The organism is Kitasatospora sp. NPDC058162, from assembly GCF_042884005.1.
Classification (GTDB): Bacteria; Actinomycetota; Actinomycetes; order Streptomycetales; family Streptomycetaceae; genus Kitasatospora.
This window is the reverse complement of sequence record NZ_JBHVUS010000039.1, coordinates 20,258-42,817: the sequence shown is the minus strand read 5'-3', so window position 1 is coordinate 42,817 and position 22,560 is coordinate 20,258. Positions and strand designations below refer to the sequence as shown.

General features: G+C 72.7%; 19 protein-coding genes. 10 read left to right on the top strand and 9 right to left on the bottom strand.

The genetic code is table 11. The features are described 5' to 3' along the window. Window positions 1-80 precede the first annotated feature (80 nt). Window positions 81-239, bottom strand: coding sequence for a hypothetical protein (locus ACFVXG_RS39130; RefSeq protein ID WP_387934863.1), 159 nt, complete (start codon window positions 237-239; stop codon window positions 81-83). After that, the gene (locus ACFVXG_RS39125) at window positions 236-1,306 is read right to left on the bottom strand and encodes a hypothetical protein (protein ID WP_387934861.1); all 1,071 of its coding nucleotides are present in this window, start codon (window positions 1,304-1,306) and stop codon (window positions 236-238) included. The genes ACFVXG_RS39130 and ACFVXG_RS39125 overlap by 4 nt, the downstream gene beginning before the upstream one ends. 30 nt (window positions 1,307-1,336) lie before the next feature. On the opposite strand from ACFVXG_RS39125, the gene ACFVXG_RS39120 reads away from it, so the two are divergent. From ACFVXG_RS39120 to ACFVXG_RS39100, 5 genes are all read left to right on the top strand, one after another. Beyond that, a complete protein-coding gene (locus tag ACFVXG_RS39120; RefSeq protein ID WP_387934860.1) occupies window positions 1,337-1,684 on the top strand; it encodes a hypothetical protein in 348 nt (115 codons plus the stop codon). A 100-nt stretch (window positions 1,685-1,784) separates the two neighbouring features. Continuing rightward, window positions 1,785-2,309, top strand: a complete 525-nt coding sequence (locus ACFVXG_RS39115) for a SigE family RNA polymerase sigma factor (protein WP_387934859.1) — start codon at window positions 1,785-1,787, stop codon at window positions 2,307-2,309. 36 nt (window positions 2,310-2,345) lie between these two features. Then, window positions 2,346-3,356: a hypothetical protein gene (locus ACFVXG_RS39110; RefSeq protein WP_387934857.1), complete on the top strand. Its 1,011-nt coding sequence runs from the start codon at window positions 2,346-2,348 to the stop codon at window positions 3,354-3,356. Between the two features lie 64 nt (window positions 3,357-3,420). Next, window positions 3,421-3,828, top strand: coding sequence for a type II toxin-antitoxin system VapC family toxin (locus ACFVXG_RS39105; protein ID WP_387934856.1), 408 nt, complete (start codon window positions 3,421-3,423; stop codon window positions 3,826-3,828). Between the two features lie 66 nt (window positions 3,829-3,894). Continuing rightward, window positions 3,895-4,428 (top strand): superoxide dismutase family protein, encoded by a 534-nt coding sequence (locus tag ACFVXG_RS39100; protein WP_387934854.1) that lies wholly within the window; start codon window positions 3,895-3,897, stop codon window positions 4,426-4,428. A 76-nt stretch (window positions 4,429-4,504) separates the two neighbouring features. Here ACFVXG_RS39100 and argF read toward each other — a convergent pair whose 3' ends face one another. The 3 genes from argF to ACFVXG_RS39085 all read right to left on the bottom strand — a co-directional run bounded on the left by argF (window position 4,505) and on the right by ACFVXG_RS39085 (window position 9,965). Then, window positions 4,505-5,506: an ornithine carbamoyltransferase gene (gene argF, locus ACFVXG_RS39095; RefSeq protein ID WP_387934852.1), complete on the bottom strand. Its 1,002-nt coding sequence runs from the start codon at window positions 5,504-5,506 to the stop codon at window positions 4,505-4,507. Between the two features lie 170 nt (window positions 5,507-5,676). Further along, window positions 5,677-8,337: a polynucleotide kinase-phosphatase gene (locus ACFVXG_RS39090; protein ID WP_387934850.1), complete on the bottom strand. Its 2,661-nt coding sequence runs from the start codon at window positions 8,335-8,337 to the stop codon at window positions 5,677-5,679. Then, window positions 8,334-9,965, bottom strand: coding sequence for a 3' terminal RNA ribose 2'-O-methyltransferase Hen1 (locus ACFVXG_RS39085; protein WP_387934848.1), 1,632 nt, complete (start codon window positions 9,963-9,965; stop codon window positions 8,334-8,336). The genes ACFVXG_RS39090 and ACFVXG_RS39085 overlap by 4 nt, the downstream gene beginning before the upstream one ends. A 141-nt stretch (window positions 9,966-10,106) precedes the next feature. On the opposite strand from ACFVXG_RS39085, the gene dapD reads away from it, so the two are divergent. Further along, window positions 10,107-11,111, top strand: a complete 1,005-nt coding sequence (gene dapD, locus ACFVXG_RS39080; RefSeq protein WP_387934846.1) for a 2,3,4,5-tetrahydropyridine-2,6-dicarboxylate N-succinyltransferase — start codon at window positions 10,107-10,109, stop codon at window positions 11,109-11,111. 157 nt (window positions 11,112-11,268) lie between these two features. Here the strand turns inward: dapD and helR are convergent, their stop codons facing one another. Next, complete coding sequence (helR, locus tag ACFVXG_RS39075) at window positions 11,269-13,428, bottom strand: RNA polymerase recycling motor ATPase HelR (RefSeq protein ID WP_387934844.1); 2,160 nt, start codon at window positions 13,426-13,428, stop codon at window positions 11,269-11,271. A 149-nt stretch (window positions 13,429-13,577) separates the two neighbouring features. Further along, the gene (locus tag ACFVXG_RS39070) at window positions 13,578-14,102 is read right to left on the bottom strand and encodes a CGNR zinc finger domain-containing protein (protein WP_387934842.1); all 525 of its coding nucleotides are present in this window, start codon (window positions 14,100-14,102) and stop codon (window positions 13,578-13,580) included. A 26-nt stretch (window positions 14,103-14,128) separates the two neighbouring features. On the opposite strand from ACFVXG_RS39070, the gene ACFVXG_RS39065 reads away from it, so the two are divergent. Then, window positions 14,129-15,406, top strand: coding sequence for an MFS transporter (locus ACFVXG_RS39065; RefSeq protein ID WP_387934839.1), 1,278 nt, complete (start codon window positions 14,129-14,131; stop codon window positions 15,404-15,406). A gap of 39 nt (window positions 15,407-15,445) precedes the next feature. On the opposite strand, the gene ACFVXG_RS39060 is transcribed toward ACFVXG_RS39065, so the two are convergent. Together ACFVXG_RS39060 and ACFVXG_RS39055 are read right to left on the bottom strand one after the other, a co-directional pair. Then, entirely contained in the window at window positions 15,446-16,063 is a 618-nt protein-coding gene (locus ACFVXG_RS39060) for a LysE family translocator (protein WP_387934838.1), read from the bottom strand. Beyond that, entirely contained in the window at window positions 16,060-17,598 is a 1,539-nt protein-coding gene (locus ACFVXG_RS39055) for a DUF885 family protein (RefSeq protein WP_387934836.1), read from the bottom strand. The genes ACFVXG_RS39060 and ACFVXG_RS39055 overlap by 4 nt, the downstream gene beginning before the upstream one ends. Before the next feature lie 53 nt (window positions 17,599-17,651). Here ACFVXG_RS39055 and ACFVXG_RS39050 point away from each other — a divergent pair, with 53 nt between their 5' ends. From ACFVXG_RS39050 to ACFVXG_RS39040, 3 genes are all read left to right on the top strand, one after another. Then, a complete protein-coding gene (locus ACFVXG_RS39050) occupies window positions 17,652-19,112 on the top strand; it encodes a PLP-dependent aminotransferase family protein (protein ID WP_387934834.1) in 1,461 nt (486 codons plus the stop codon). A gap of 562 nt (window positions 19,113-19,674) precedes the next feature. Then, entirely contained in the window at window positions 19,675-22,050 is a 2,376-nt protein-coding gene (locus ACFVXG_RS39045; protein ID WP_387934833.1) for an N-6 DNA methylase, read from the top strand. Next, a complete protein-coding gene (locus ACFVXG_RS39040; RefSeq protein ID WP_387934831.1) occupies window positions 22,043-22,243 on the top strand; it encodes a hypothetical protein in 201 nt (66 codons plus the stop codon). Before ACFVXG_RS39045 ends, ACFVXG_RS39040 begins: the two co-directional genes overlap by 8 nt. Window positions 22,244-22,560 lie beyond the last annotated feature (317 nt).

Sequence of the window (22,560 nt, the reverse complement as noted above, 5' to 3'; positions counted from 1 at the left end):
TATCTCGATGTCGAGATAAACCATAGTGCATGCCGCCGCCATCACCACCGCAGGCATGCCCCGGGGCGTTTCGCCGCAGGTCAGCGGCCGTCCGGGCCACGGCGCTTGCGCTCCAGCCGGATCAGCCAGACCGCCCCCGCCACGATCGCGGCGGCCAGCAACAGCACCACCACGAGCTCACCACCCGAGCCGCCGGTCGGCTCGGGAGCGACGTCGGCCAACAGGGTCGTCGTCCTCATACCTTCACCTCCTTTCCGTCCGTCCGCACCCGGTCCGGGTCCGCGTCAGCGTCAGCGTCGGCGTCGGCGTCGGCGTCCCGGTCGTCGCGGAGTCCGAGCACCAGCGCCAGCAGCACCGGGAACTCCAGATACGCGTGGTAACTGGCCAGCGCCGCGTACACCGAGCGGCCCTGGGCGTAATCCACGGCGAACAACAGGGCCAGCAGCCCGCCCGCCCCCACCCCCAGCGCCCACGCCCGGCCGCCCCGCAGGCCCGGCACCCGGGCGTCGAAGCGCTCCGCCGCCTCCGGCGCGTACCGCGGCAGGAACCACACCCAGACCACGTAGTGCATCGTCTGCAGGAAGGCGAACACCGCCAGGAACCGCAGCCCCACCTGCGGGGTCAGCCAGCCCGGCGGGGTGTACACCGCCGCCAGCCGGTCCGTCCAACCGCCCGGGCGCTGGGACAGCCAGCCGTCCAGCCACCCGCTCAGCAACAGGGCCGGCACCAGCAGCACCCAGCCGGACTGCAGCACCAGGAACGCCGCGCGCCCCCGCGCCAGCCGGCGCGACCACTCCGCCAGGAACAGCAGCGGCACCACGTTGTGCAGGTGCGCCAGCACCACGAAGTGGTACGCCGGGAAGGCCAGCGAAGCCGAAGCCGCGGCCGCCAGCCCCACCCCCGCCGCCGCCAGCGCCCCCGGCCGGCCGCGCAGCCCGTACCGACAGGCCGCCGCCAGCAGACCGTAGGCCAACAGGATCTCCGCCGACTGGGACAGCCGCGACGCCGGCAGCAGCCGGCACACCACGATCCCGGTCACCAGCGCCAGCAGCAGCCGCAGCAGCGGACCGGCCAGCACCGCCGCGAACCGCCCGGCCACGTACCGCAGCTCCAGCACGTTGTGCAGCAGACCGAACACCGCCAGACCCAGCACCGCCAGACCGGTCGGCGCCCGCAGCGCCAGCACCAGAGCCGCCACCGCGGCCAGCGCGAACCCCGCGAACGGCGCCCCGCCCAGCCGGACCGCCGGACCGGGAGCGGGCCACGGCCCCGCCCCGGCGGCTGCCCGGATCCCCGTGCTCGCCATGCTCCCCCTCCTCGTGGCACGATCCCCGCCGTGCGCTACCCGGTGGCCCTCGCCCTCACCCTGCTGACCGAGACACCCGTCTACACCGCCGCCCTCGCCCGGATCGGACACGTCCGCCCCTGGAGGGCGGCGGCCGCCGGCGTGCTCGTCAACCTGGTGACCCACCCGCTGCTCTGGTGGACCCTCCGGCACTGGACCGACGGGCCCGCCGCAGCGTACTGGACCAGCTTCGCGCTCAGCGAGGCCGCGGTCTGCGTGGTCGAGGCCCTGCTGCTGTGCCCCCTCGCCGGGCTGCGCCCGCGCGACCCGCTGCCCTGGATCGCCTCCGGCACCGCCAACGCCGCCTCCCTGCTGGCCGGACTGCTGCTCGGCGGCTGAGCCCACCGGGTCCTGGGGCCGTAACGCGGGCCTGGGGCTCGGGCGTCCAGTCGGGCACAGGGGCGGAGACGCCCGGCACGCGGGGCACGGGGAGACAGCGGTGATCGGGAAGAAGCGACGGGCCGAGGAGAGCGCGGAGTTCGAGAGCTTCGCGCACAGCCGGGGGCAGCGACTCTTCCGCACCGCGCTGCTGCTGTGCGGCGACTGGCACCTGGCCGAGGACCTCGCCCAGGTCACCCTCGCCAAGCTCTACGCCGCCTGGCCGAAGGTCCGCCGGGCCGACAACCAGGACGCCTACGCCCGCAGCACCCTGGTGCGCAGCTACCTCTCCCACCGGCGGCTGCGCCGCAGCGGGGAGCGGCCCGCGATCGGCGAACTCCCCGAGGGCGCCGCCCCCGGCGACGACCCGGCGCTGCGGGTCACCCTGCTCACCGCCCTCGCCGAACTCCCGCCCCGGGACCGGGCGGTGCTCGTCCTGCGGTACTGGGAGGACCGCAGCGTCGAGGAGACCGCCGGCGAACTGGGCCTCAGCGCGGGCGCGGTGCGCGCCCAGTCGCTGCGCGCCCTCAAGCGGCTGCGCGCCGTCCTCGGCCCGGAGGCGGCCGAACACCTCACCCGCTCCTGAGCCCCCTCCCCCCAGCTGCTGTCGGAAGGAATCCCCATGACCGTGAACGAGCCCGACGCGGACGGCCGGGAGCTGTCCGCCACCTTCGCGCGCACCATGGCCGGCGTCGGCCCCGATCTCGGCACGCTGGTCGCCGCGAGCACCCGGCAGGGCCGCTCGATCCGGCGCCGCCGCCGGCTGACCGTCGCCGCCGCCGTGACGGCGGTCGCCGCCCTGGCCGTCGGCGGCACCGTCGCGCTGCGGACCGGCGGCGGACCCCGGGACGGCGGCACCGTCGCGGCCGCGGCCACCGCCACCGCCTCGACCGCACCGACCCCCGGCCGGCGCTACCCGCAACCGGTGGAGCACACCGACGACAGCCCGGAACAGCCCCAACGGGGCACCGGCCCCAACACCGGCAAGGTCGCCATGACCGGCCGCACCGCGCTGGCCGCCCTCACCAAGGCACTGCCCACGGCCGAACGGACCTCCGACTACTCCGGGTACTCGCAGGTGAGCAGGACCCGCACCACGGACCCCGAGCACGTGACGACCGTCGCCGACCTGCTCTACGACGACGGCTCCGGCCCGGCCAACGTCCGGCTCTGGTTCGAGGGCGGCTTCGGCGACCACCGCGCGCCCGACTCCCACCCCAGCCTCGACGAACTGTTCAGCTGCGCCAGGGTGAACGCCGACGGCCGGCTCCGCTACTGCTCCGACAGCGTGCTCCCGGACGGCACCCGGGTGCTGCGCACCGAACGGGCCACCGGCGACGCCCTCCAGCGCGAGGTCGACGTGCTGCGGCCCGACCGGGCCCGGGTGACGCTCGACGCCACCAACAAGGCGGAGGTCGCCGGGCAGGCCAAGGTCCAGACGGTCCGGGACGGGCTGCCGCTCAGCCTCGACCAGCTGCAGGCCGCCGCGACGGGCGCCGACCTGCGGGAGTGGACCACTCCGGAGGAGGCGCAACGGGCCGAGCAGACGATCCGGCCCTTCCACGACGGCAGCCCGGAGCTCAACCAGCCGACCGGCACCCCGGCGACCCCGAAACCCGACTCCACCGGGTGAGGCCCGGCCCGGTACGGTGGCCGCTGTCGTGACGGGGTGGAAGACGGGGTGGAAGGGGCCGAGGATGATCGTGGTGGACGCGTCCGCGCTGGTGCTGGCGCTCGCCGACCAGGGGCCGCGCGGGCAGCGCGCCCGGGCCGAACTCGCCGCCGACCGCGAGTGGTTGGCGCCCGAGCACGTCATCATCGAGGTGATGCAGTCCTTGCGCGGCCTCCACCTGGCCAAGGAGCTGACCGCCGGGCGGGTCGCCGAACTCACCGGCGAGCTGGCCGCGGTGGCGATCCGCAAGGTCGAGGTGGCGCCGCTGCTCGGCCGGATCTGGGAGCTCAAGGACAACCTCACCCCGGACGACGCCGCGTACGTCGCCGTCGCCGAGCGGTACGGCGCGCCGCTGGTCACCGCCGACCTGCGGCTGATGCGGGCCAGCGGCCCGCGCTGCGAGATCCGGGGCATCCCGAGCGCGGCCGGCTGAGAGTGTCCCGGGCCGCCCGGCGGCGTTAGCAGGGTGACCGTCGCCCTGCCCGTGGAAGGCCCGCCGATGCCCCTCCCGTTCGCCGCCGCCCTGCTGCCGCTCGCGCTGCTCGCCCCCGCCGTCGCGCCGGTCTCCGTCATGGAGGCGGACTTCGACCCGGCGACGGCCTTCGTCCCGCCGGCCGCGATCAGCTACGCCCAGGACCTGGTCCCGTACGGCTCGCACGCCACCGTCGTCACCGACCGCTCGGCGCCCGGGCGGACGGTGCTCACCGTGACGCTCACCGGAGTCGCGGCCGGGCACGAGTTCCCGGTGCACCTGCACACCGGCACCTGCGGGGCCGACCCGGCCGCCTCCGGGCCGCACTACCAGGACGTGGTCGACCCGGTGCAGCCGTCCGCCGACCCGGCCTACGCCAACGACCGCAACGAGCTGCGGCTGGTGGTGCGCACCGACGAGCGGGGCGACGGCACCGCCACGGCCGAGGTGGCCTGGCAGCCGCGGGCCGGCGGGGCGCGGTCGCTGGTGCTGCACGCGGGCACCCCGGCCGGCCCGCACGCGGCGGGCGACCGGGTGGGCTGCGTCAAGCTGGACCGGTAGCCCCTCCGCCCCTCAGCGCTTCAGGCGTTCACGCCTTCAGGCCTTCACGCGGTCACGCGGTCACGCGGTCACGCCTTCAGGAGCCGAGGGTCGCGACCAGGACCGCCTTGATGGTGTGCAGGCGGTTCTCGGCCTGGTCGAACACGATGGAGTGCGCCGACTCGAAGAGCTCGTCGGTGCACTCCAGCTCGGTCATCCCGGTCGCCTCGTACATCTGCCGCCCGACCACGGTGCCGAGGTCGTGGAAGGCCGGCAGGCAGTGCAGGAACTTCACGTTCGGGTTGCCGGTGGCCCGGACGGTGTCCATGGACACCTGGTACGGCTTGAGCAGCTCGATCCGCTCGGCCCACACCTCCTTGGGCTCGCCCATCGAGACCCAGACGTCGGTGTAGAGGAAGTCGGCGCCGGCCACGCCCTCGGCCACGTCCTCGGTCAGCGTGATCCTTGCGCCGGTCCCGACGGCCAACTCCTGCGCCGCCTTCCGCACCTCCTCGGCCGGCCAGAGGGCGCGCGGGGCGACGATCCGGATGTCCATGCCGAGCAGGGCGCCGGTGACCAGCAGCGAGTTGCCCATGTTGGAGCGGGCGTCGCCGAGGTAGGCCAGGGCGACCTCGGCGAGCGGCTTGGCGGTGTGCTCGGTGACGGTGAGCACGTCGGCCAGCATCTGGGTGGGGTGCCACTCGTCGGTCAGGCCGTTCCAGACCGGGACGCCGGCGTACTCGGCCAGCTCCTCGACGATCTCCTGGCCGTGCCCGCGGTACTCGATGCCGTCGAACATCCGGCCGAGCACCCGGGCGGTGTCCTTGACGGACTCCTTGTGGCCCATCTGCGAACCCGACGGGTCCAGGTAGGTGGTGGTGGCGCCCTGGTCGTGCGCGGCGACCTCGAAGGCGCAGCGGGTGCGGGTCGAGGTCTTCTCGAAGATCAGCGCGATGTTCTTGCCGCGCAGCCGGGGCTGCTCGGTGCCCGCATACTTGGCCGCCTTGAGCCCGGCCGCGAGGTCCACCAGGAAGCGGAACTCCTGGGGCGTGAAATCGAGCTCCTTGAGGAAGTGCCTGTTCCGGAGGTTGAAGGCCATACCGGGCTCCTGGGGTGACGGGACTGGGGGAAAGTGGCAAGTGTATACGACGCTCGGAATTTCTATACAGACTGGCGGTGAAGGAGGGGAAGCCCCGGTGGGACTTCCCCTCCTGTGCGTCCTACGCTGCCCCGTTCCTACGCTGCCCTGTTCCTACGAGCGCGGCAGTCCTACAGGCGCGGGTCGACCGGCTCGGACTCCAGGGCGAGCACCGCGAACACCGCCTCGTGCACCCGCCACAATGGCTCCCCCGCCGCCAGCCGGTCCAGCGCCTCCAGGCCCAGCGCGTACTCGCGCAGCGCCAGCGAGCGCTTGTGGCCCAGCGAGCGCACCCGCAGCCGCTCCAGGTGCTCGGTGTAGTCCGGGCCGTAGATGATCCGCAGGTACTCCCGGCCGCGGACCTTCATGCCCGGCTGCACCAGACCGCCCGAGCGGCCCTCGCCGCGCACCGTCCGCACCATCGAGGCCAGCGGCTTGACCACCATGCCCTCGCCGCCCGCCGCCGTCAGCTCCTCCCACCAGGCGGTGGCGGCCGCCACCGAGGCCTCGTCCTCGGTGTCCACCAGGACCCGGCCGGTGCGGTGCAGCACCGGCGCCGACTCGTCGTCGGCCGCCACCAGGCGGTCGATCCAGGCCAGGTGCTGGTCGTGCGGGCGCACCGCCAGGTTCGCCCCCTCCGCGGCCAGCAGCTGGAACGGCGCCAGCCGGATGCCCGACAGACCCTCGGTCGGCCAGCAGTACCGCCGGTACGCCTCGGTGAAGGCCTGCGCGTCGGCGGCGCGGCGACGCTGGCGGGCGGTCAGCTCACCGAGCTCCAGCCCGCGCCCGGCCGCCTGCTCCAGGGCCGACAGCACCTCCGGCAGGGCGGCACCGGCCGCCGCGCCGACCGCCGCGTACTGGCGGCGCAGCAGCTCCACCGCCTTCAGCGACCAGGGCATCAGCTCGGCGTCCAGCAGCAGCCAGTCGGAGCCCGACTCCTCGAACAGGCCGGACCGTTCGGCCGCCGCCCGGACCCTGCCGAGCACCGCGCCGGTCAGCTCCTCGTCGTCGAGGAAGGCCCGGCCGGTCCTGGTCCAGATCGCCCCCGGCCCGGCCACGCCGAAGCGCCGCTCCAGCGCCGCGGCGTCCCGGGCGACCAGCAGCACCGCGCGCGAGCCCATGTGCTTCTCCTCGCACACCAGGTGCCGGACCCCGTCCGCGCGGTAGGCGAAGAACGCCTCCTCCGGGTGCTCCAGGTAGCCCTTGCGGCGGGAGGTCGGGCTCGGCGCCATGGTCGGCGGCAGGTAGGCGAGCAGCCGCGGGTCCAGCGCGAAGCGGCTCATCACCTCCAGCGCGGCCGCCGCGTTCTCCTCGCGGACCGCGACCCGGCCGTGCAGAGCGGTCTCCACCGTCCGGCGCCCCGCCACGTCGGCGAGGTCCAGCGGACGGCCCTCCCGGGCACCCGGCGCGTCGGTGATCAGCGGGCGCACCGGGGCGTACCACTCCTGCTCCGCCTCGACGCTCACCAGCTCGCGCTCCGGGTAGCGCAGCGCGGTCAGGCTGCCGCCGAAGACGCAGCCGGTGTCCAGGCAGATGGTGTTGTTGACGAAGCTCGCGTTCGGCACCGGGGTGTGGCCGTAGACCACCAGCGCCCGGCCCCGGTACTCCTCCGCCCACGGGTAGCGCACCGGCAGCCCGTACTCGTCGGTCTCGCCGGTGGTCTCTCCGTACAGCGCGTGCGAGCGGACCCGGCCGGAGGCGCGGCCGTGGTAGCGCTCCGGCAGGCCGGCGTGGCAGACCACCAGGGCGCCGCCGTCCAGCAGGTAGTGGCTGACCAGGCCGCGCATGAAGGCCCGCACCTCGGCCTTGAACTCCTCGCTCTCCCCGGCCAGCTGGTCCAGCGACTCCTGGAGGCCGTGCGAGACGGTGACCTTCTTGCCGTCCATCGCCCGGCCCAGCTTGTTCTCGTGGTTGCCCGGCACGCAGATCGCGTGGCCGGCCGCCACCATGCCCATCACCAGGCGCAGCACGCCCGGGGTGTCCGGGCCGCGGTCGACCAGGTCGCCGACGAACACGGCGGTGCGGCCCTGCGGGTGGACGGCGTCCACCGGACGGCCCTCGGCGTCCCGGGCGACCGTGTAGCCGAGGCGGGTCAGCAGGGTCTCCAGCTCGGAGCGGCAGCCGTGGATGTCGCCGACGATGTCGAACGGGCCGGTGAGGTGGCGCAGGTCGTTGAAGCGCTTCTCCAGCTCGATCTCGGCGGCCTCCACCTCGGCCTCGCCGCGCAGGATGTGCACCTTGCGGAAGCCCTCGCGCTCCAGGCCGCGCAGCGAGCGGCGCAGCTCGCGGTTCTGGCGCGGGACGACGTGGGCGGGCAGCTGGCGGTCCGGACGGGAACGGTTGCGCTCGGCGCACACGCCCGGCGGGACGTCCAGCACGATCGCGATCGGCAGCACGTCGTGCGCCCGGGCGATCGCGACCAGCTGACGGCGGGCCTCCTGCTGGACGTTGGTGGCGTCCACCACGGTGAGGCGGCCGGCCGCGAGGCGCTTGCCGACGATGTAGTGCAGGACGTCGAAGGCCTCGGCGGACGCCGACTGGTCGTTCTCGTCGTCGGCCACCAGGCCGCGGCAGAAGTCGGAGGAGATCACCTGGGTCGGCAGGAAGTGGCGGCGGGCGAAGCTGGACTTGCCCGCGCCGCTGGTGCCGATCAGGACGACGAGGGAGACGTCGGTGACGGGGAGGCGGCGGGGGGCGGGGGCGGGGGCGGAGACGGCCCCGGTGGCCTCGGTGGCCTCAGTGGCCTCCGGCTCGGTCGCGGGTGCTTCGGTGCTGGTCGCGTCCTCGGTCATCGGGTCTCGCCTCCTTCGGGCGTCGTGGTGGTGTCGGGCGTGGTGGTGTCGGTTGCGGCTTCGGTTGCTGCGCGGAACAGGGCGAGCTGGGTCGGCGGGCCGACCTCCGGGTCCTCCGGGCCGACCGGGCGCAGCTCCACCGTGTAGCCGTACGCCGCCGCGACCTTCCCCGCCCAGGCGGCGAACTCGGCGCGCGACCACTCGAAGCGGTGGTCCGCGTGCCGGACCCGGCCCGCCGGCAGGCTCTCCCAGCGGACGTTGTACTCGACGTTGGGCGTGGTGACGACCACCGTCTTCGGGCGGGCCGAGCCGAACACCGCGTACTCCAGGGCGGGCAGCCGCGGCAGGTCCAGGTGCTCGATCACCTCGCACAGCACCGCCGCGTCGTAGCCCTTCAACCGCGCGTCGGTGTACGTCAGCGCGCCCTGCGCCAGCGTCACCCGCGCCGCCAGCCGCTCGGGCAGGCGGTCCAGGCGCAGCTTGCGGTTCGCCGCGTGCAGGGCCCGCGCCGACACGTCCACGCCGAGGATGTCGGTGAACCGGGCGTCCTTCAGCAGCGCGCCGATCAACTCGCCCTGGCCGCAGCCGAGATCGGCGACCCGGGCCGCGCCGGTGTCGCGCAGGGCGGCGAGGATCGCGGTGCGGCGCTGCTCGGCGAGGGACGGCTGCTTGGGCGCGTCCTGGCCGTCCTGGCCGTCCTGCCCGGTCGGCTCGTCCTGCCCGGCCTGCCCGGCCTGTCCGGTCGGACCGGTCGGACCGTCCGTGGTGTGCTCGGGGCTCTCCTCCTCCGGCCGGTCGTCGACCGCGTTGTCGATCTCCTCGACCTCGCGGTCGTCCGCCTCGGCCAGCCGGGCCAGCTCCAGGCGCTCCATCGCGGCCCGGGTCAGCGACCAGCGCCGGGACAGGTAGCGCCGGGCGATCAGCGCCCGCTCCGGGTGCGCCGCCAGCCAGCCCTCACCGGCGGCGAGCAGCTTGTCCACCTCGTCCGGGGCGACCCAGTAGTGCTTCGCACCGTCCAGCACCGGCAGCAGCACGTACAGCTGCTGGAGCGCGTCGGCCAGCCGCACCGACTCCGAGGCGAGCACGATCCGCACGTAGCGGGACTCGCCCCACTCCGGGAACGCCTCGTCCAGCGGGACCGCCGACGCCTCCACCCGCCAGCCCAGCGGCTCGAACAGCCGGGCCACCATCGCCGGGCCGCCGGCCTCGCCCGCGCCGTTCGCGGGCACCGCGGGCAGCTCGATCCGCAGCGGGCGGAGCTGCCCCGGCAGCTCCGGGCGCACCCGGCAGTCGCCCTTCATCGCGGAGCGGAACACCGTCCGCAGCGCCACCGCGAGCAGCGAGGACGCGGCGTACGGGCGGTCGTTGACGTACTGGGAGAGCGCGAAGTCGGGCGAGCCGCCGCGCCCCTTGCCGTTGCCCCGGCCCTTGCGGACCAGCGCGATCGGGTCGATGTCCAGCAGCACCGCCGCCGTGCAGACCTCGTCCTCCGCCCGGGGGTAGAAGACGTGGGCCTCACCGTGCGACGTCGTGAACCGCTGGACCTTGCCGGGATGCTTGTGCAGCAGGAACCCGAGATCCGTCGCCGGGCGCTCGGCGCTGCCTGTGGTGGAAATCGACATGAACACCCGGCCGAGTATTGCCCAGCACCAGGCGTCCGAGCACCGGGTTTTCCCGCCCCGCACACCGCCGGCCTGCGGATCCGCCCGGCGCGTCCGGACGATGGGCGTGTTCGGCAGCGGAGCCCGCCATTGGTTAACGTGCACGGTGTGACTGCTGAATCCACCTCGCTCGAATCCACCTCCCCGGCGACCGGCGCCGTGGCCACCGGCCTGGCCACCATCGCCGCCGACGGCACCGTCCTCGACACCTGGTACCCCGCCCCCGCGCTGGCCGCCGAGCCCGGCCCGGCCGGCACCGTGCGGCTGACCGCCGAGCAGGCCGAGGCCGAGCTCGGCGCCGGCGCCGGCGCGGCCCTGCGCAGCGACGCCCGCCGCGGCGTCGAGGTGGTCGCCGTGCGCACCACCATCGCCTCGCTGGACGAGAAGCCGCTCGACACCCACGACGTGTACCTGCGCCTGCACCTGCTCAGCCACCGCCTGGTCCGGCCGCACGGCCAGAACCTGGACGGCATCTTCGGCCTGCTCGCCAACGTCGCCTGGACCAGCATCGGCCCCGTCCCGGTCGACCTGGTCGAGCAGGCCCGCCTCGCCGTCCGCGCCCAGGGCGGCCAGCTGGCCGTCTACGGGATCGACAAGTTCCCGCGGATGACCGACTACGTCGCCCCCACCGGCGTGCGCATCGCCCACGCCGACCGCGTCCGGCTCGGCGCGCACCTCGCGCCCGGCACCACCGTGATGCACGAGGGCTTCGTCAACTTCAACGCCGGCACCCTCGGCACCTCGATGGTCGAGGGCCGGATCAGCGCGGGCGTCGTGGTCGGCGACCACAGCGACATCGGCGGTGGCGCCTCGATCATGGGCACCCTGTCCGGTGGCGGCAAGCAGGTCGTCTCCGTCGGCGAGCGCTGCCTGCTCGGCGCCAACGCGGGCATCGGCATCTCGCTCGGCAGCGACTGCGTCGTCGAGGCCGGCCTGTACGTCACCGCCGGCACCCGGGTCACCACCCCGGACGGCACGGTGGCCAAGGCCGTCGAACTGTCCGGCCAGGACAACCTGCTGTTCCGCCGTAACTCGCAGACCGGCACGGTCGAGGTCATCGCCCGCTCCGGCTCCTGGGGCGGCCTGAACGCGGACCTGCACGCCCACAACTGACCTGCGGGCGCCCAACTGCCTTGCGGGCGCACAACTGCCTTGCAGGCAACGGGCCTTGACGGGCCTGGGGCCTTGACGGGCCTGGGGCTTCGATGGTCTCCCGAGGGGCCCGGCGCCGGGATGCGCCGGGCCCCTTCCGCGTACCGGCGGTCGTTCCTCAGCTGCTGCGCAGGATGACGAGCCGGCTGGTCGCCCTGGTCATCGCGACGTAGCGGTCCACCGCGCCCTCGACGCCGTCGCCGAACGCCTCCGGGTCGACCAGGACCACCAGGTCGAACTCCAGCCCCTTGGCCAGCTCCGGGGTGAGCGAACGGACCCGCGACCGCTCCCGGAAGCCCGGAGCGCCGATGACGCAGGCGACGCCCTCGTCATGCTCGGCGAGCCAGGAGTCCACCACCGCCGGCAGCTCCGCCACCGACCCGTGCCGCACCGGGATGCCGCTGCTGCGCACCGAGGTCGGCACGTTGGCGTCCGGCAGCGCCGCCCGGACGGCCGGCTCGGCCTCCGCCATCACCTCGGCCGGCGTGCGGTAGTTGATGCTCAGCGAGGCCATGGTGGTGCGGTCGAGGCCGACCCGGTCGAGCCGCTCCTGCCACGACTCGGCGAAGCCGTGCCGGGCCTGGGCCCGGTCCCCGACGATGGTGAAGCTCCGGGACGGGCAGCGCAGCAGCAGCATCTGCCACTGGGCGTCGGTCAGTTCCTGCGCCTCGTCCACCACGATGTGGGCGAACGGGCCCGCCAGCGGCTCGGCGTCAGCGGCGGGCAGCGCGTCCTCGTCGACCAGGGTGTCCTGGAGGTCCCGGCCGCGCAGCATCGTCACCACGCCCTCGCCGTCGTCGTCGGCCTGGATCAGGTCGCCGATCACGTCCGCCATCCGCTCCCGCTCGGCGGCCGCCGAGGCCCGCTGGCGCTGTCGGCGCAGGGACGCCTCGCGGTCCCCGAGTCGCTGCCGGGCCGCGTCCAGCAGCGGCAGGTCGGAGACCGTCCACGCCTGCGGGGCGTGCTTGCGCTGGAGCGCGCGGACCTCCTCCGGGGCGAGGTGCGGCGCGCACATCCGCAGGTAGGCGGGCACCGACCAGAGGTCGCCGACCAGGTCGGTCGCGTCGAGCAGCGGCCAGGCCCGGTTGAGCGTCTCCACCAGCTCCCGGTCCTGCCGCAGCGAGCGGCGGAACTGCTCGGGCGACACCTCCTCCTCGCCCTGCTCCAGCTTGTCCAGCAGGATCGCCGCCAGCTCGTCCCAGATCTGCTCGCGCGCCTCGTTGTGCGGGGTGCCCGGGTCCGGGGCGTCGAAGGCCTCGGCCCAGTCCCCGGCGCTCAGCCGGAGGTCGGCCCAGTGGGTGCTGACCAGCAGCCCCTCGGTCGGCGGCTCCTCGTAGAACCGGACGGCCTTCTCGATCGCCCGCACCAGCTCCGCCGAGGACTTCAGCCGCGCGACCTCCGGGTCCGTCTCCTCCGACGCGCCCGCCCCCTCGGGCACCAGGTCCCGCAGGGTGCAGGTGCGCACACCCTCCTCGCCCAGGCTGGGCAGGACGTCGGCGACGTAGTTCAGGTACGGCTGGTGCGGGCCGACGAACAGCACGCCACCGCGCCGGTGGCCGAGGCGGGGGTCGGCGTACAGCAGGTAGGCGGAGCGGTGCAGGGCGACCACGGTCTTGCCGGTGCCGGGGCCGCCGTCGACCACCAGGGCGCCGCGCGAGCCGGCCCGGATGATCGCGTCCTGGTCGGCCTGGATGGTGGCCAGCACGTCCCGCATCCGGGCCGATCGGTTGCCGCCCAGGCTGGCGATGAACGCGGACTGGTCGTCCAGCGCGGCGTGCCCCGCCAGGCCCTCGGCGGTGAACACCTCGTCCCAGTAGTCGGAGATCCGGCCGCGGGTCCAGCGGTAGCGGCGGCGGCTCACCAGGCCCATCGGGTCGCCGTGGGTCGCCGCGAAGAACGGCTCGGCCGCGGGCGAGCGCCAGTCGATCAGCAGCCGCCGGCCCTCGCTGTCGGTGAGCCCGAGCCGGCCGATGTACAGCGGCTCGGCGCCCTCCGCGGTCACGGTGCGCCCGAGGCACAGGTCCAGGCCGTAGCGGCGCAGGGCGCGCAGCCGGCCGCTCAGCCGGTGGACCTCGATGTCGCGGTCCATCGCCGCCTGCCCGGCGCCGCCCGGAGCGCGACGCACGGTGTCGAGCTGGTCGGAGAGTTCGGCGATCGCCCGCTCCAGGCTCTCCGCGATGGCCGCGAAGTGCCGCTCGTCGGCCGCGACCAACGCGGGGTCGGCCTTGGCGGACAGCCGCTCGGGGAGGTCGAAAGCGCTGGTGGTCAGGGGGTTCATGGCATCAGCTCCGATCTGAGGCCTGCGATTGTCCGCCACCACAGGGGCCTTGCCGCAAGACCCCCCATGCGCTATAGGTTAAGAGTGGAGGGAGTTGTTTCCCCGCCCCTCTTCTTCCTCCGCCCCTGAGCCCCGGACCCGTCAACCGGTCAGGCGCCCGCGGAGCGCGCCCGGTGCCTGCGAACGGCATCGCGGTTGGCGCAGCGCTGGGAGCAGTAGCGCTGCCGTCCGGTGCGCGAGGTGTCGGCGAAGGCCGTGTCGCACTCGATCACCTCGCAGCGCCGGAGCCGGTGCATGCCACGGCCCGCCAGATGCAGTGCGGTGCCGACCGCGAACAGCGTGAACAGTACGGAGCCGAGCGGCTGTTCCGCGTCCCGGTAGTGCAGGTGCCAGCCGGCACCCGGGTGGGAGGTCAGCCGGGGGTAAGCGGCGGCCTCGGCCAGCATCCGGTTCAGCAGATCGGCGCGCTCCTGCTCTCCGGCGGCATCGACGATCTTCTCCCAGGCGTTCAGTGCGGCCTGGGCGCGGTCGAGGTCGTCCGTCGTCACCGGGCGCTCCAGCGTGAGCCCGGCGGTGCGGCAGCGGCCTGCCAGCTCCTCCGCGCTCCCGGGCCGGTTGTTGGCCAGGTCCGCGGCCAGGTTCACCGCGTCCTCACCGTAAGGGTTGAGGTGCATAAGGGTATTACAACAGTGTGGTCGGCATGACACAACAAACCGCCGGACGGGCCGGATCCCAGGCCCGCGACCCCTGGCGCTACCGCTGGATCGTGCTGGGCATCGCCACCTTCACCCAGGCCGCGTCCGGCTTCTTCGTGGGCGGCATCGGAGCGCTCGGCGTCGACCTGCAGCGCGCCCTGAACCTGAGCACGGTTCAGCTGGGCCTCCTGGTCTCGGCAGCCCAACTCGCCCCGCTGGCCGGGCTGTTGGTGGCCGGCGAACTGTTGGACCGCTACAGCGAGCGTTGGGTGGTCGGAGTCGGGGCCGGCGTGGTCGCGGTGGCCCTGGGCGTGGGGAGCCAGGCACCGGGCTACCCGGCCCTGCTGGTCGCGCTGTTGGTGGTGGGCGCGGGATACAGCAGTGTCCAGCCAGGTGGGAGCAAGTCGGTGGCGTCCTGGTTCGACGCGTCCCAGCGGGGTTTCGCCATGGGCGTCCGGCAGGCCGGGCTGCCGCTGGGGGCGGCGCTCGCCTCGGCCGTACTCCCGCTCGTCGCCGCGGAGTTCGACTGGCGGGCGACGCTGCTGACCGGCGGCTTCGTGGCGCTGATCGGAGCCGCCCTCTTCATGGGCTGCCACCGTCCGCCGCCCGCACTGCCCGCCCCGGCGGACAAGGCGCCGTCGGACGCGTTCACGGCACAACTCCGCGCCAGGCTGCACATGTTCCGTGAACCGTCCATGGTGAAGATCATGCTGTCCGGGACCAGCCTGATCTCGGTGCAGTCCGGCGTGAGCATCCTGACGGTGCTCTACCTCCACCAGGCCTCGTCGTTCGGTGCCGGGCAAGCGGCCCTGGTCCTGGTGGCCGCCCAGGGTGCGGGCGTCGCGGGCCGCATCTGTCTGGCGTTCTGGAGCGACCGGAGCAAGCGTGGGCGCTATGCCATCGTGCTGGTCTGCATGGTCGCCGTGATCGCCGGACTCTCCGTACTGATGACGCCCGCCGGGCGGGCACCGGTCGTCGCTTCCGGCGTCTTCGTCTGGCTCGGCTTCTTCGGCTTCGGCTGGTACGGCCCATGGGTCGCCTACGTCACCGAAGCCGCCCCGCCGGGCAGGACCGGCTTCGCTCTGGGCCTGGCCATGTCCGTCAACCAGATCGCGATCGTCACGGTGCCGCCCGTGCTCGGGCTGCTCATCGACCGCACCAGCAGCTTCACCCCCGCCTGGGCACTGCTGTCCCTGCTGACCGCCGCCGCCCTGGCGGTCACGGCGGTCACGGAACACCGCACAACCAGAACCGCACCCACGGTCGGCCGAGACGCGGCATGAGCGCGCGGCCCCTGGAAGCCGCCCCGGCCGTGCGGGGCCTCAGATGAACACCAGGGCGGCCAGGGCGAGGTAGACGCCGCCGGTGAGGCAGGACAGCCGGCGGGCGCGGTGCGGTGTCCCGCGGAGCCGACCGGTGAGTGCGGCGCCGACGAGGGCATAACAGAGGTCCAGCACGAGCGCGATGACCAGGAAGACCGCACCGAGGACGAGCATGCGGGTCCGGGTTTCCGTAGGGGGCAGGCCGGTTGGCAGGAACTGTGGGAGGAAGGCCAGGAAGAAGAGGACGACCTTGGGGTTGAGCAGGTTGACGAGGACGGCGTCGCCATAGAGCCGGAGCAGCCGGTGTCGGGTGGGGCGTTCTGCGCCGGCAGCGGCGGACGGGCGGCGGAGCAGCGCGCGTACGCCCAGGTGGGCGAGGTACCCGGCGCCCGCGAAGCGCAGGAGGGCGAAGGCGAGCGGGTGGTCGGCGATGAGTGCCGCAAGTCCACCGACGGCGGCGATGACGTGGACGAGCGTGCCGGTCTCCACACCGAGGGCCGACACGACGCCGGCCCGCCGGCCGTCCTGCACGCTGCGCGTGACGATGTAGATCAGATTGGGCCCGGGCACGGCGACCAGGAGCAGCGAGGCCAGGGCGAAAGCGGTGAGCGAGGTCATCCGCGGTCCAGGGCCGTGGGCAGCAGGCCGAGGGGCGGGGCGCCGAGGTCGAACAACGCGGTGTGGAAGCGGCGGAGCGAGAAGGTGGCGCCCCAACGCCCCATGGCCTGCTCGCGCAGGTCGATGATCGCGAACTTGCCCCAGGTGTACCGGCCGTAGGTGGGATCGAACAGCCCACGCTGGGCCTCGTGGAGGGCTGCGGGGCCGGCCAACGAGACGTCCTCGGTGAACCGTGCCGCCGCGTCCGCGAGGGTCATGGCTCCGGTGTGCAGTCCGATCGCGCAGCCGAAGCGGGTGACCCTGCGAAGCGCGTCCTGGGCGACCGCGACGGCGACCCGTGGGTCGCCGTCGCGGAAGCCCTGTTCCAGGGCCAACTCCTCACAGTAGTGGGCCCATCCTTCGATGAAGGCCTCGGAGTGGAGCGTGCGGCGCACATCGGTCGCCGCACGGCGCAAGGCCCTGAAGTGGCTGGCGTGCCCGGGGGTCACCTCGTGGATCGCCATGTTGGGCATCAGGGTCCGGTTGAAGCCGGTCGACAGCCATTGGTCGCGTTCCGCCCTGTTCCATCCATTGTCGGGGAGGGTGACGCGGAAGCTGCCGGGGGCGTCGGCCTCGTAGGGCGCGGACGCGAAGAGGCCGGCCAGTGCCCGGCGTTGGGAGTCGGGCATCGGCTGGACGCCCACCTCGACGTCATGGTCGGGCACCAGATCCCGCCGGGCGGTCCAGGCGACCGTCTCGTCGACGAGCGCGGCGAACTCGTCCAGCAGGCCGTCGACGTCGGGGTGGTCGGCCTGGAGGGCCCGTACGGTGTCGGCGGGCGCGGCCTCGGGGTCGACGCGACGCAGCGAGTCGTCGAGGAGCGCAAGCAGCCGGTCCCGTTCCGCGTCCACCCTGGCGGACATCGCGGTGAGGTCGACGGTGCAGGCCTCGGCCGCGCCGAGGAGGCGGGCGAGCGCGGGCCCGCCGAGTGCCGCAGACGGCGGGCCCTCGATGGTCGCCCGCTCCAGGTGGGTCAGGAACCGGGTGTGCGCCCGGCCGGCGGCACCGTGGACGGGGCCGCCCCGGGGGTCGACGAAAGCGGCCAGTCCGCGGGCGAGCGGCAGCGTGGCGGCGGCCAGCGGCGCGGGCACGCGGTCCAAGGCCTCGATCGCCGCGTCCACGGCGTCGGGCCAGTGCCGCAGGTGGGCCGTCCGGGCGGCGTCCCGCTCGGGCCGCGGCGCGTAGGGGCGGTCGTAGCCGGACAGGTCCAGATTCTCGATGTGCCACAGGGGGTTGCTCCGGTGCAGTTCGAGCTCGCCGAAGCGGACCCGGAGGGCTTCCTCGGCGGCCGCCGCGTGCGTCTCGTCGTGCGGGTCGGAGTAGGGCTCGGTCCCTGCCGGGCCGCCGAGTGCGGCGAGGCCGCGACGCACTCCGCCCGAAGACAGGTCCTGGACGGCTCCGTCGTACTCGTGCCGTCCCGCGCTGTCCCGCGCGGCGACGACGGACAGGCCGCAGATGGCGGCCAGGCGGGGGTCAAGGGATGAGGTGGAGGTCATGCCGTTAGCCTCGTCCGGCGGCGGCTCGTACTCCCGTGCCAATGGAGGGGAAAGTGGAACGGAATCGCGAGACGTCCGAGCCCGCCGGGCTGATCGACCTGCTGGGTGATTGGAGTGCGGCCGAGGGGCCGCTGTACCGACGGCTCACCGGGGCGTTCGTCCGGGCCGTACGGGCGGGGGACCTACGCATCGGTGACCGTCTGCCGTCCGAGCGGCGGCTCGCCGAGGCGCTGTCGGTCAGCCGGGCGACGGTGGTCGCCGTCTACGACGAGTTGCGCGGGTCCGGCCTGGTCGAGACCCGCCGGGGCAGCGGCACGCGGGTATCGGGCGGAGCCGACGTCCACCGGGCTCCGGTGGACGGGCGGGTGCGCGGCGGCCAGGCCACCGCGGTGATCCAACGGCTGGTGGCGCGGCCGCCGGACCTCATCTCGCTGGGGCAGGCGGCAGAGGCAGGCGGGCCGGACCTGGCCGAGGCGCTGCTCGACCTGGTCCGCGAGGACCTGCCCGGGCTGCTCCTCGACGCCGGCTACCACCCGGCCGGACTGCCCGCACTGCGCGCGGCGATCGCCGCCCACCACACCGCGCACGGCCTGCCGACCACACCCGACCAGGTGGTGGTGACCACCGGTGCCACGCAGGCCGTCGCCCTGAGCGCCCAGTTGTACCTCGGGCGCGGGTCCACCACGATCGTGGAATCCCCCGGGTGGCCCGGCTGCCTGGACGTACTCCGAGCAGCCGGCTCACGGCTGGTCGGCGTCGAACTGGACTCGGACGGCATCCGGATCGACCGGCTCGCCGACGCACTCGCCCGACACCGGCCTGCGCTGCTCTACGTCATGCCGACCTACCACAACCCCACCGGCACCCTGATGTCCGCCGGACGCCGCCGCCGAGTGGCCGAGCTCGCCGCCGAACACGGCGTCACCATCCTCGAGGACAGCGCCCACGCGGCGGCCCTCGCGCCCGGACAGGCTCCACCGCCGATCGCCGCGGAACCCGCCGGAGCAACCGTGCTGACGGTGGGTTCGCTGGCCAAGGCGGTCTGGGGCGGCCTGCGGATCGGCTGGATCCGCGCGCCACAGGACACCGTGGCACGCCTGGCCCGACTCAAGGCGCTCGACGACCTCGGCAGTCCGGTCCTCGACCAAGCCCTTGCCGCCCGGCTGCTACCCGCGCTCCCGGCCCTCGCACCCGAACGGGACCGCATCCTCCGCGAGCGGCTCGCCACCACGACCCGGCTGCTGGCCGGGCAGCTTCCGGACTGGCACTGGCAGGAACCGCAGGGAGGCTCCGTGCTGTGGATCCGCCTGCCTCCGGGCACGGACGCCCGGATCTACGCGCAACTGGCCCTGCGCCACGGCGCAGAGGTCATCCCGGGCGCCACGATGGATCCGACCGGCACCCACGACAACTACATCCGCCTCCCCTACTCCTTCACCCCGGAGACGGCGGCAGAACTAATCAGCCGACTCTCGACAGCCTGGGCCGCACTGCCTCGCAGCAGTGTCCGCTGAGTCCGAAACCATGCAGACCCGCTGAGACCGAGGCACGACGAAGGCCCGGACCGCATCGAGCGGTCCGGGCCTTCAATCAAAGGCGGAGGATACGAGCTCCGAACTCGTGAGGGATTGCCCCCAACACGCTTTCCAATTCTCCCGGCGGCTTCGTTGGTGGCGAATCGCAGTTGCCCCTCGTCACCGGGCTGCGCCGAACGGGAGCGGCCGGGTCGATGCCTCCACTCCGCGACTGACATTACGGAGCGTGTCGACGCTCCTCAGGGCCTTCAGAGGTGTCGACTTCCAAGGGACTCCCGTAGGTCTGCCGTGGTGCGCCTTCCCTGCAACTGTGAACTTCACAGTTCGCCTCTTGCACCAGTTGACGGCAGCGGTGCACTCAAAGATCGCCAGTAAACGTGCAGTTCAAGCGCACCCTCTTGAGTGGCGCTCCATCTCCTGCGCCAAAGGCTGTCATGGTGGAGATGCATGCGCACTTCAGTGCTCACTTGAGAGCCTGATGGCCTGTCATCTAGCTTCACTCCAACAGGACAGCCGACCGGTGACGGGGAGAGTGACTGCGATGAGTGACAAGAGTAGTGACGGGAGGCTCGTCTCCCGAGCCGAGATTGCAGAGATGGCCGGCGTTGGGGCTCCTGCGGTCACGAACTGGCAGAACCGCCATCCGGACTTTCCGCAGGAGCTGCGGGTCGGCCACAAGCGGCTGTTCCGGCTCGCTGACATCCTGCGATGGCTTGATGCCCGGTCGGTGCCCAGGTCGGCACGGAGGGAGGAGGAGTCCGCAGGAGTCACCTTTGGCGACAGAGTCCGAGCCTCGTCCGGGCTGTACGAGGGTGTGCCCGTGGCTGGCCGGGCCGCTGGGATCGCCCTGTCTTCACCGAGTGCCGAGCAGCAGCGGTCGCGGTCCCGGCGGGTTCTGGCGGAGTTGCTGAAGCCTCAGATGGTGGAAGCGTGGGGCGCGTCGTCGCTGACGGCTTATCTTCCCTTGCCGATGTGCCTGATCTTTCTGAGGTGGGGAGCACACAAGGACTGGGCGGCCCTGGAGGACCGGGTCGACGCGCACCTGGCGGTGACATCCAAGGGCTTCCTGAGTGAGGTGGGGGAGCGAAGCGATCAGTTGCTGAAGAACTGTGGGGTCATGCCGGGCATGAGGCTGGCGCTGCAGCGTCTTGAGCCCCTACCCGCCGCTGACATTCCGCAGTTGATGGCCTCGGTGGCTGAACTCGATCGGGATGCCTTCCGGGATCTACTCGACGCGTACGCCGACGTCGTGCGCATGGACAGCCGTAGCGCTTTCACGCCCAGAACGGTGGTGGCCCTGCTGAGCGAGCTCGTTGCCCCGGCGGGTGTGTCGGGCCGGATCCACGATCCCTATCCCCGTGGTGGTGAACTGCTGTCGGCCATGGTGGCGGCCAGTGGCGACGGTTCGATGTTGACGGTGACGACCGGAAAGCCGGACGAGGCGACGCTACGCCGAACCGCGATGAACTTGATGCTTCACGGTGTGACGCCACGGGCGGACACCCGTGGCGTCACACCGTGGCCCGAGCCGGGGGAGCGACGGCAGGGGTGGGCGGACCTGGTGATGGCGAATCCACCGTTCAACGCCGAATCGGGCCGGGTGGTGGCCGAAGGCTGGCGGTATGGGTCCCCGCCTCCGTCCAACGCCAACTTCGCCTGGATCCAGCACATCCTCTCCACCCTCAGACCCGGCGGACGAGCTGCGGTGATCATGGCGGACAACGCTGCCGTATCCGACCAGCCGAGGGAGCGTGCGATCCGGCAAGCCCTGGTCGAGGACGGGGTCGTCGACGGCATCCTCGCCCTTCCCCCGCACCTCTTCACCGGTACCGCGGTGTCGGCCTGCATCTGGTTCCTGACGGCGCCGTCGCAGCGTACTGAGGTGCACTTCATCAATGCCCGTGAGTTGGGTGAGCTGGTCACTCGGACCCGTCGAGAATTGCGCCCCGACGATGTGCGGCTCCTGGGGCAGCTCCACCGATCGCTGCGCGACGGGACCCCGATGCCCGACGAAGCGCGCGCGCTCGGTCGATCCGTCTCTGTGGAGGAGATCGAGCAGCGTAGCTACTCGCTCAGCCCCGTCGACTACGTCAGCCTCGGCGCGTACAGGGTGGCGACACCCGCGCAGGTGGAATCCGCCCGTCAGAAGCTCGACGCTGCCTTGGATCTGACGGGATCCCTGGACGAGGAGGCGCGGTGGCTCTGGGAGCGGGCAGTGCCCGGCCGCAGCCCGGAACCCGATGCTGGCGGCCGACGAAACGTGCTCCTACAGGATCTGTGCAAGGTGCAGCCCGGCCCGTCGCCCTCTCTGCTGAAGCCTGGAATGTACTCCGAGGACGGCACTGTTCGAGTGGTTCTGCCCAAGCACCTGCGAAGCCGGCGGATCCACGGCAGCGAGGACACCAGAATCCTGGCACGCGAGGCACAGCAGCTCGAACGGTTCCTGTTGCGCGAGGACGACATCCTCTGTACACGTACCGGGACGGTCGGACCCATGGCGCTGGTGGGAGCGGAGGAGGCCGGCAGCCTCTACAGCGGGAACCTCCTCCGGCTGTACGACTTCGAACCCGGCGTCGACCCGCGTTTCGTCCTGGCGTACCTCTCGCTTCCAGGGGCCCAGGCGTGGATCAAGGACCGAGCGGCGATGTCGACCGTGGACTCGATCAAGACCAGCGCGATGAGGCAGCTTCCGGTATGGCTGCCGCCGTATGAGGAGCAACAGCGGGTTGGAGGGCTTCTGCGTGTGCTCGACGATCAGATCGCAGCCCACCAGCAGGCGGCTGCCGCAGCCGATGCCGCCAGAGGCGACCTATCAACGCTCTTGATGGGCACCGTGGCACTGCCGACCGCTCACCAGCCCGTCGGACTCGCCCCTCGCATCAACCACAAGACAGCAGAGGAAGCCGCAAATGAGTAACCTGCCCGTCGTCACGCGAGTTCCGTGGTTGCTCGTCTCCGCGCTCACCTCCGTGATCGTCGCCTTGCTGGCCTTCATGCTGAAGCGGAGCGCCGGTACGGACCGGCAAAGCGCCGTCATCACGGCTGGCGCGGCCTTCGCCAGCTGCATGCTGCTCTGCCTCGCGGTCCTCTCCGCTGCCGTGAGCGGTTGAACCGGACACTGGAAACGACAAAGGCCCGGACTGCTTCTCAGCAGTCCGGGCCTTCGGCCGGCGAAGGATACGAGATTCGAGCTCGTGAGGGGTTGCCCCCAACACGCTTTCCAAGCGTGTTGAACAGTCTCCGAGTTCGTACATGGTTCGCGCACCTCAGCTGACAATCCTCGTGATGGTGCTGTTCCGGGGCCCCGGCGCCGCGATAGCGCCGCGCCGGGGCCGACTCGTGATGACAATTATTGTTTTGGCCCCCAACCCTCGCCACCACCCCCGACGTAAACCGGGCCCCAAACCCAGGCCCCGCTGCAGCGGCA

Excerpts from the sequence above, each read along its gene's own strand:
- ACFVXG_RS39130 (WP_387934863.1), bottom strand. The coding sequence starts at position 239 with ATGAGGACGACGACCCTGTTGGCCGACGTCGCTCCCGAGCCGACCGGC.
- ACFVXG_RS39125 (WP_387934861.1), bottom strand. The coding sequence starts at position 1,306 with ATGGCGAGCACGGGGATCCGGGCAGCCGCCGGGGCGGGGCCGTGGCCC.
- ACFVXG_RS39110 (WP_387934857.1), top strand. The coding sequence starts at position 2,346 with ATGACCGTGAACGAGCCCGACGCGGACGGCCGGGAGCTGTCCGCCACC.
- ACFVXG_RS39105 (WP_387934856.1), top strand. The coding sequence starts at position 3,421 with ATGATCGTGGTGGACGCGTCCGCGCTGGTGCTGGCGCTCGCCGACCAG.
- ACFVXG_RS39100 (WP_387934854.1), top strand. The coding sequence starts at position 3,895 with ATGCCCCTCCCGTTCGCCGCCGCCCTGCTGCCGCTCGCGCTGCTCGCC.
- argF (WP_387934852.1), bottom strand. The coding sequence starts at position 5,506 with ATGGCCTTCAACCTCCGGAACAGGCACTTCCTCAAGGAGCTCGATTTC.
- ACFVXG_RS39090 (WP_387934850.1), bottom strand. The coding sequence starts at position 8,337 with ATGACCGAGGACGCGACCAGCACCGAAGCACCCGCGACCGAGCCGGAG.
- helR (WP_387934844.1), bottom strand. The coding sequence starts at position 13,428 with ATGAACCCCCTGACCACCAGCGCTTTCGACCTCCCCGAGCGGCTGTCC.
- ACFVXG_RS39070 (WP_387934842.1), bottom strand. The coding sequence starts at position 14,102 with ATGCACCTCAACCCTTACGGTGAGGACGCGGTGAACCTGGCCGCGGAC.
- ACFVXG_RS39065 (WP_387934839.1), top strand. The coding sequence starts at position 14,129 with ATGACACAACAAACCGCCGGACGGGCCGGATCCCAGGCCCGCGACCCC.
- ACFVXG_RS39060 (WP_387934838.1), bottom strand. The coding sequence starts at position 16,063 with ATGACCTCGCTCACCGCTTTCGCCCTGGCCTCGCTGCTCCTGGTCGCC.
- ACFVXG_RS39055 (WP_387934836.1), bottom strand. The coding sequence starts at position 17,598 with ATGACCTCCACCTCATCCCTTGACCCCCGCCTGGCCGCCATCTGCGGC.
- ACFVXG_RS39045 (WP_387934833.1), top strand. The coding sequence starts at position 19,675 with ATGAGTGACAAGAGTAGTGACGGGAGGCTCGTCTCCCGAGCCGAGATT.
- ACFVXG_RS39040 (WP_387934831.1), top strand. The coding sequence starts at position 22,043 with ATGAGTAACCTGCCCGTCGTCACGCGAGTTCCGTGGTTGCTCGTCTCC.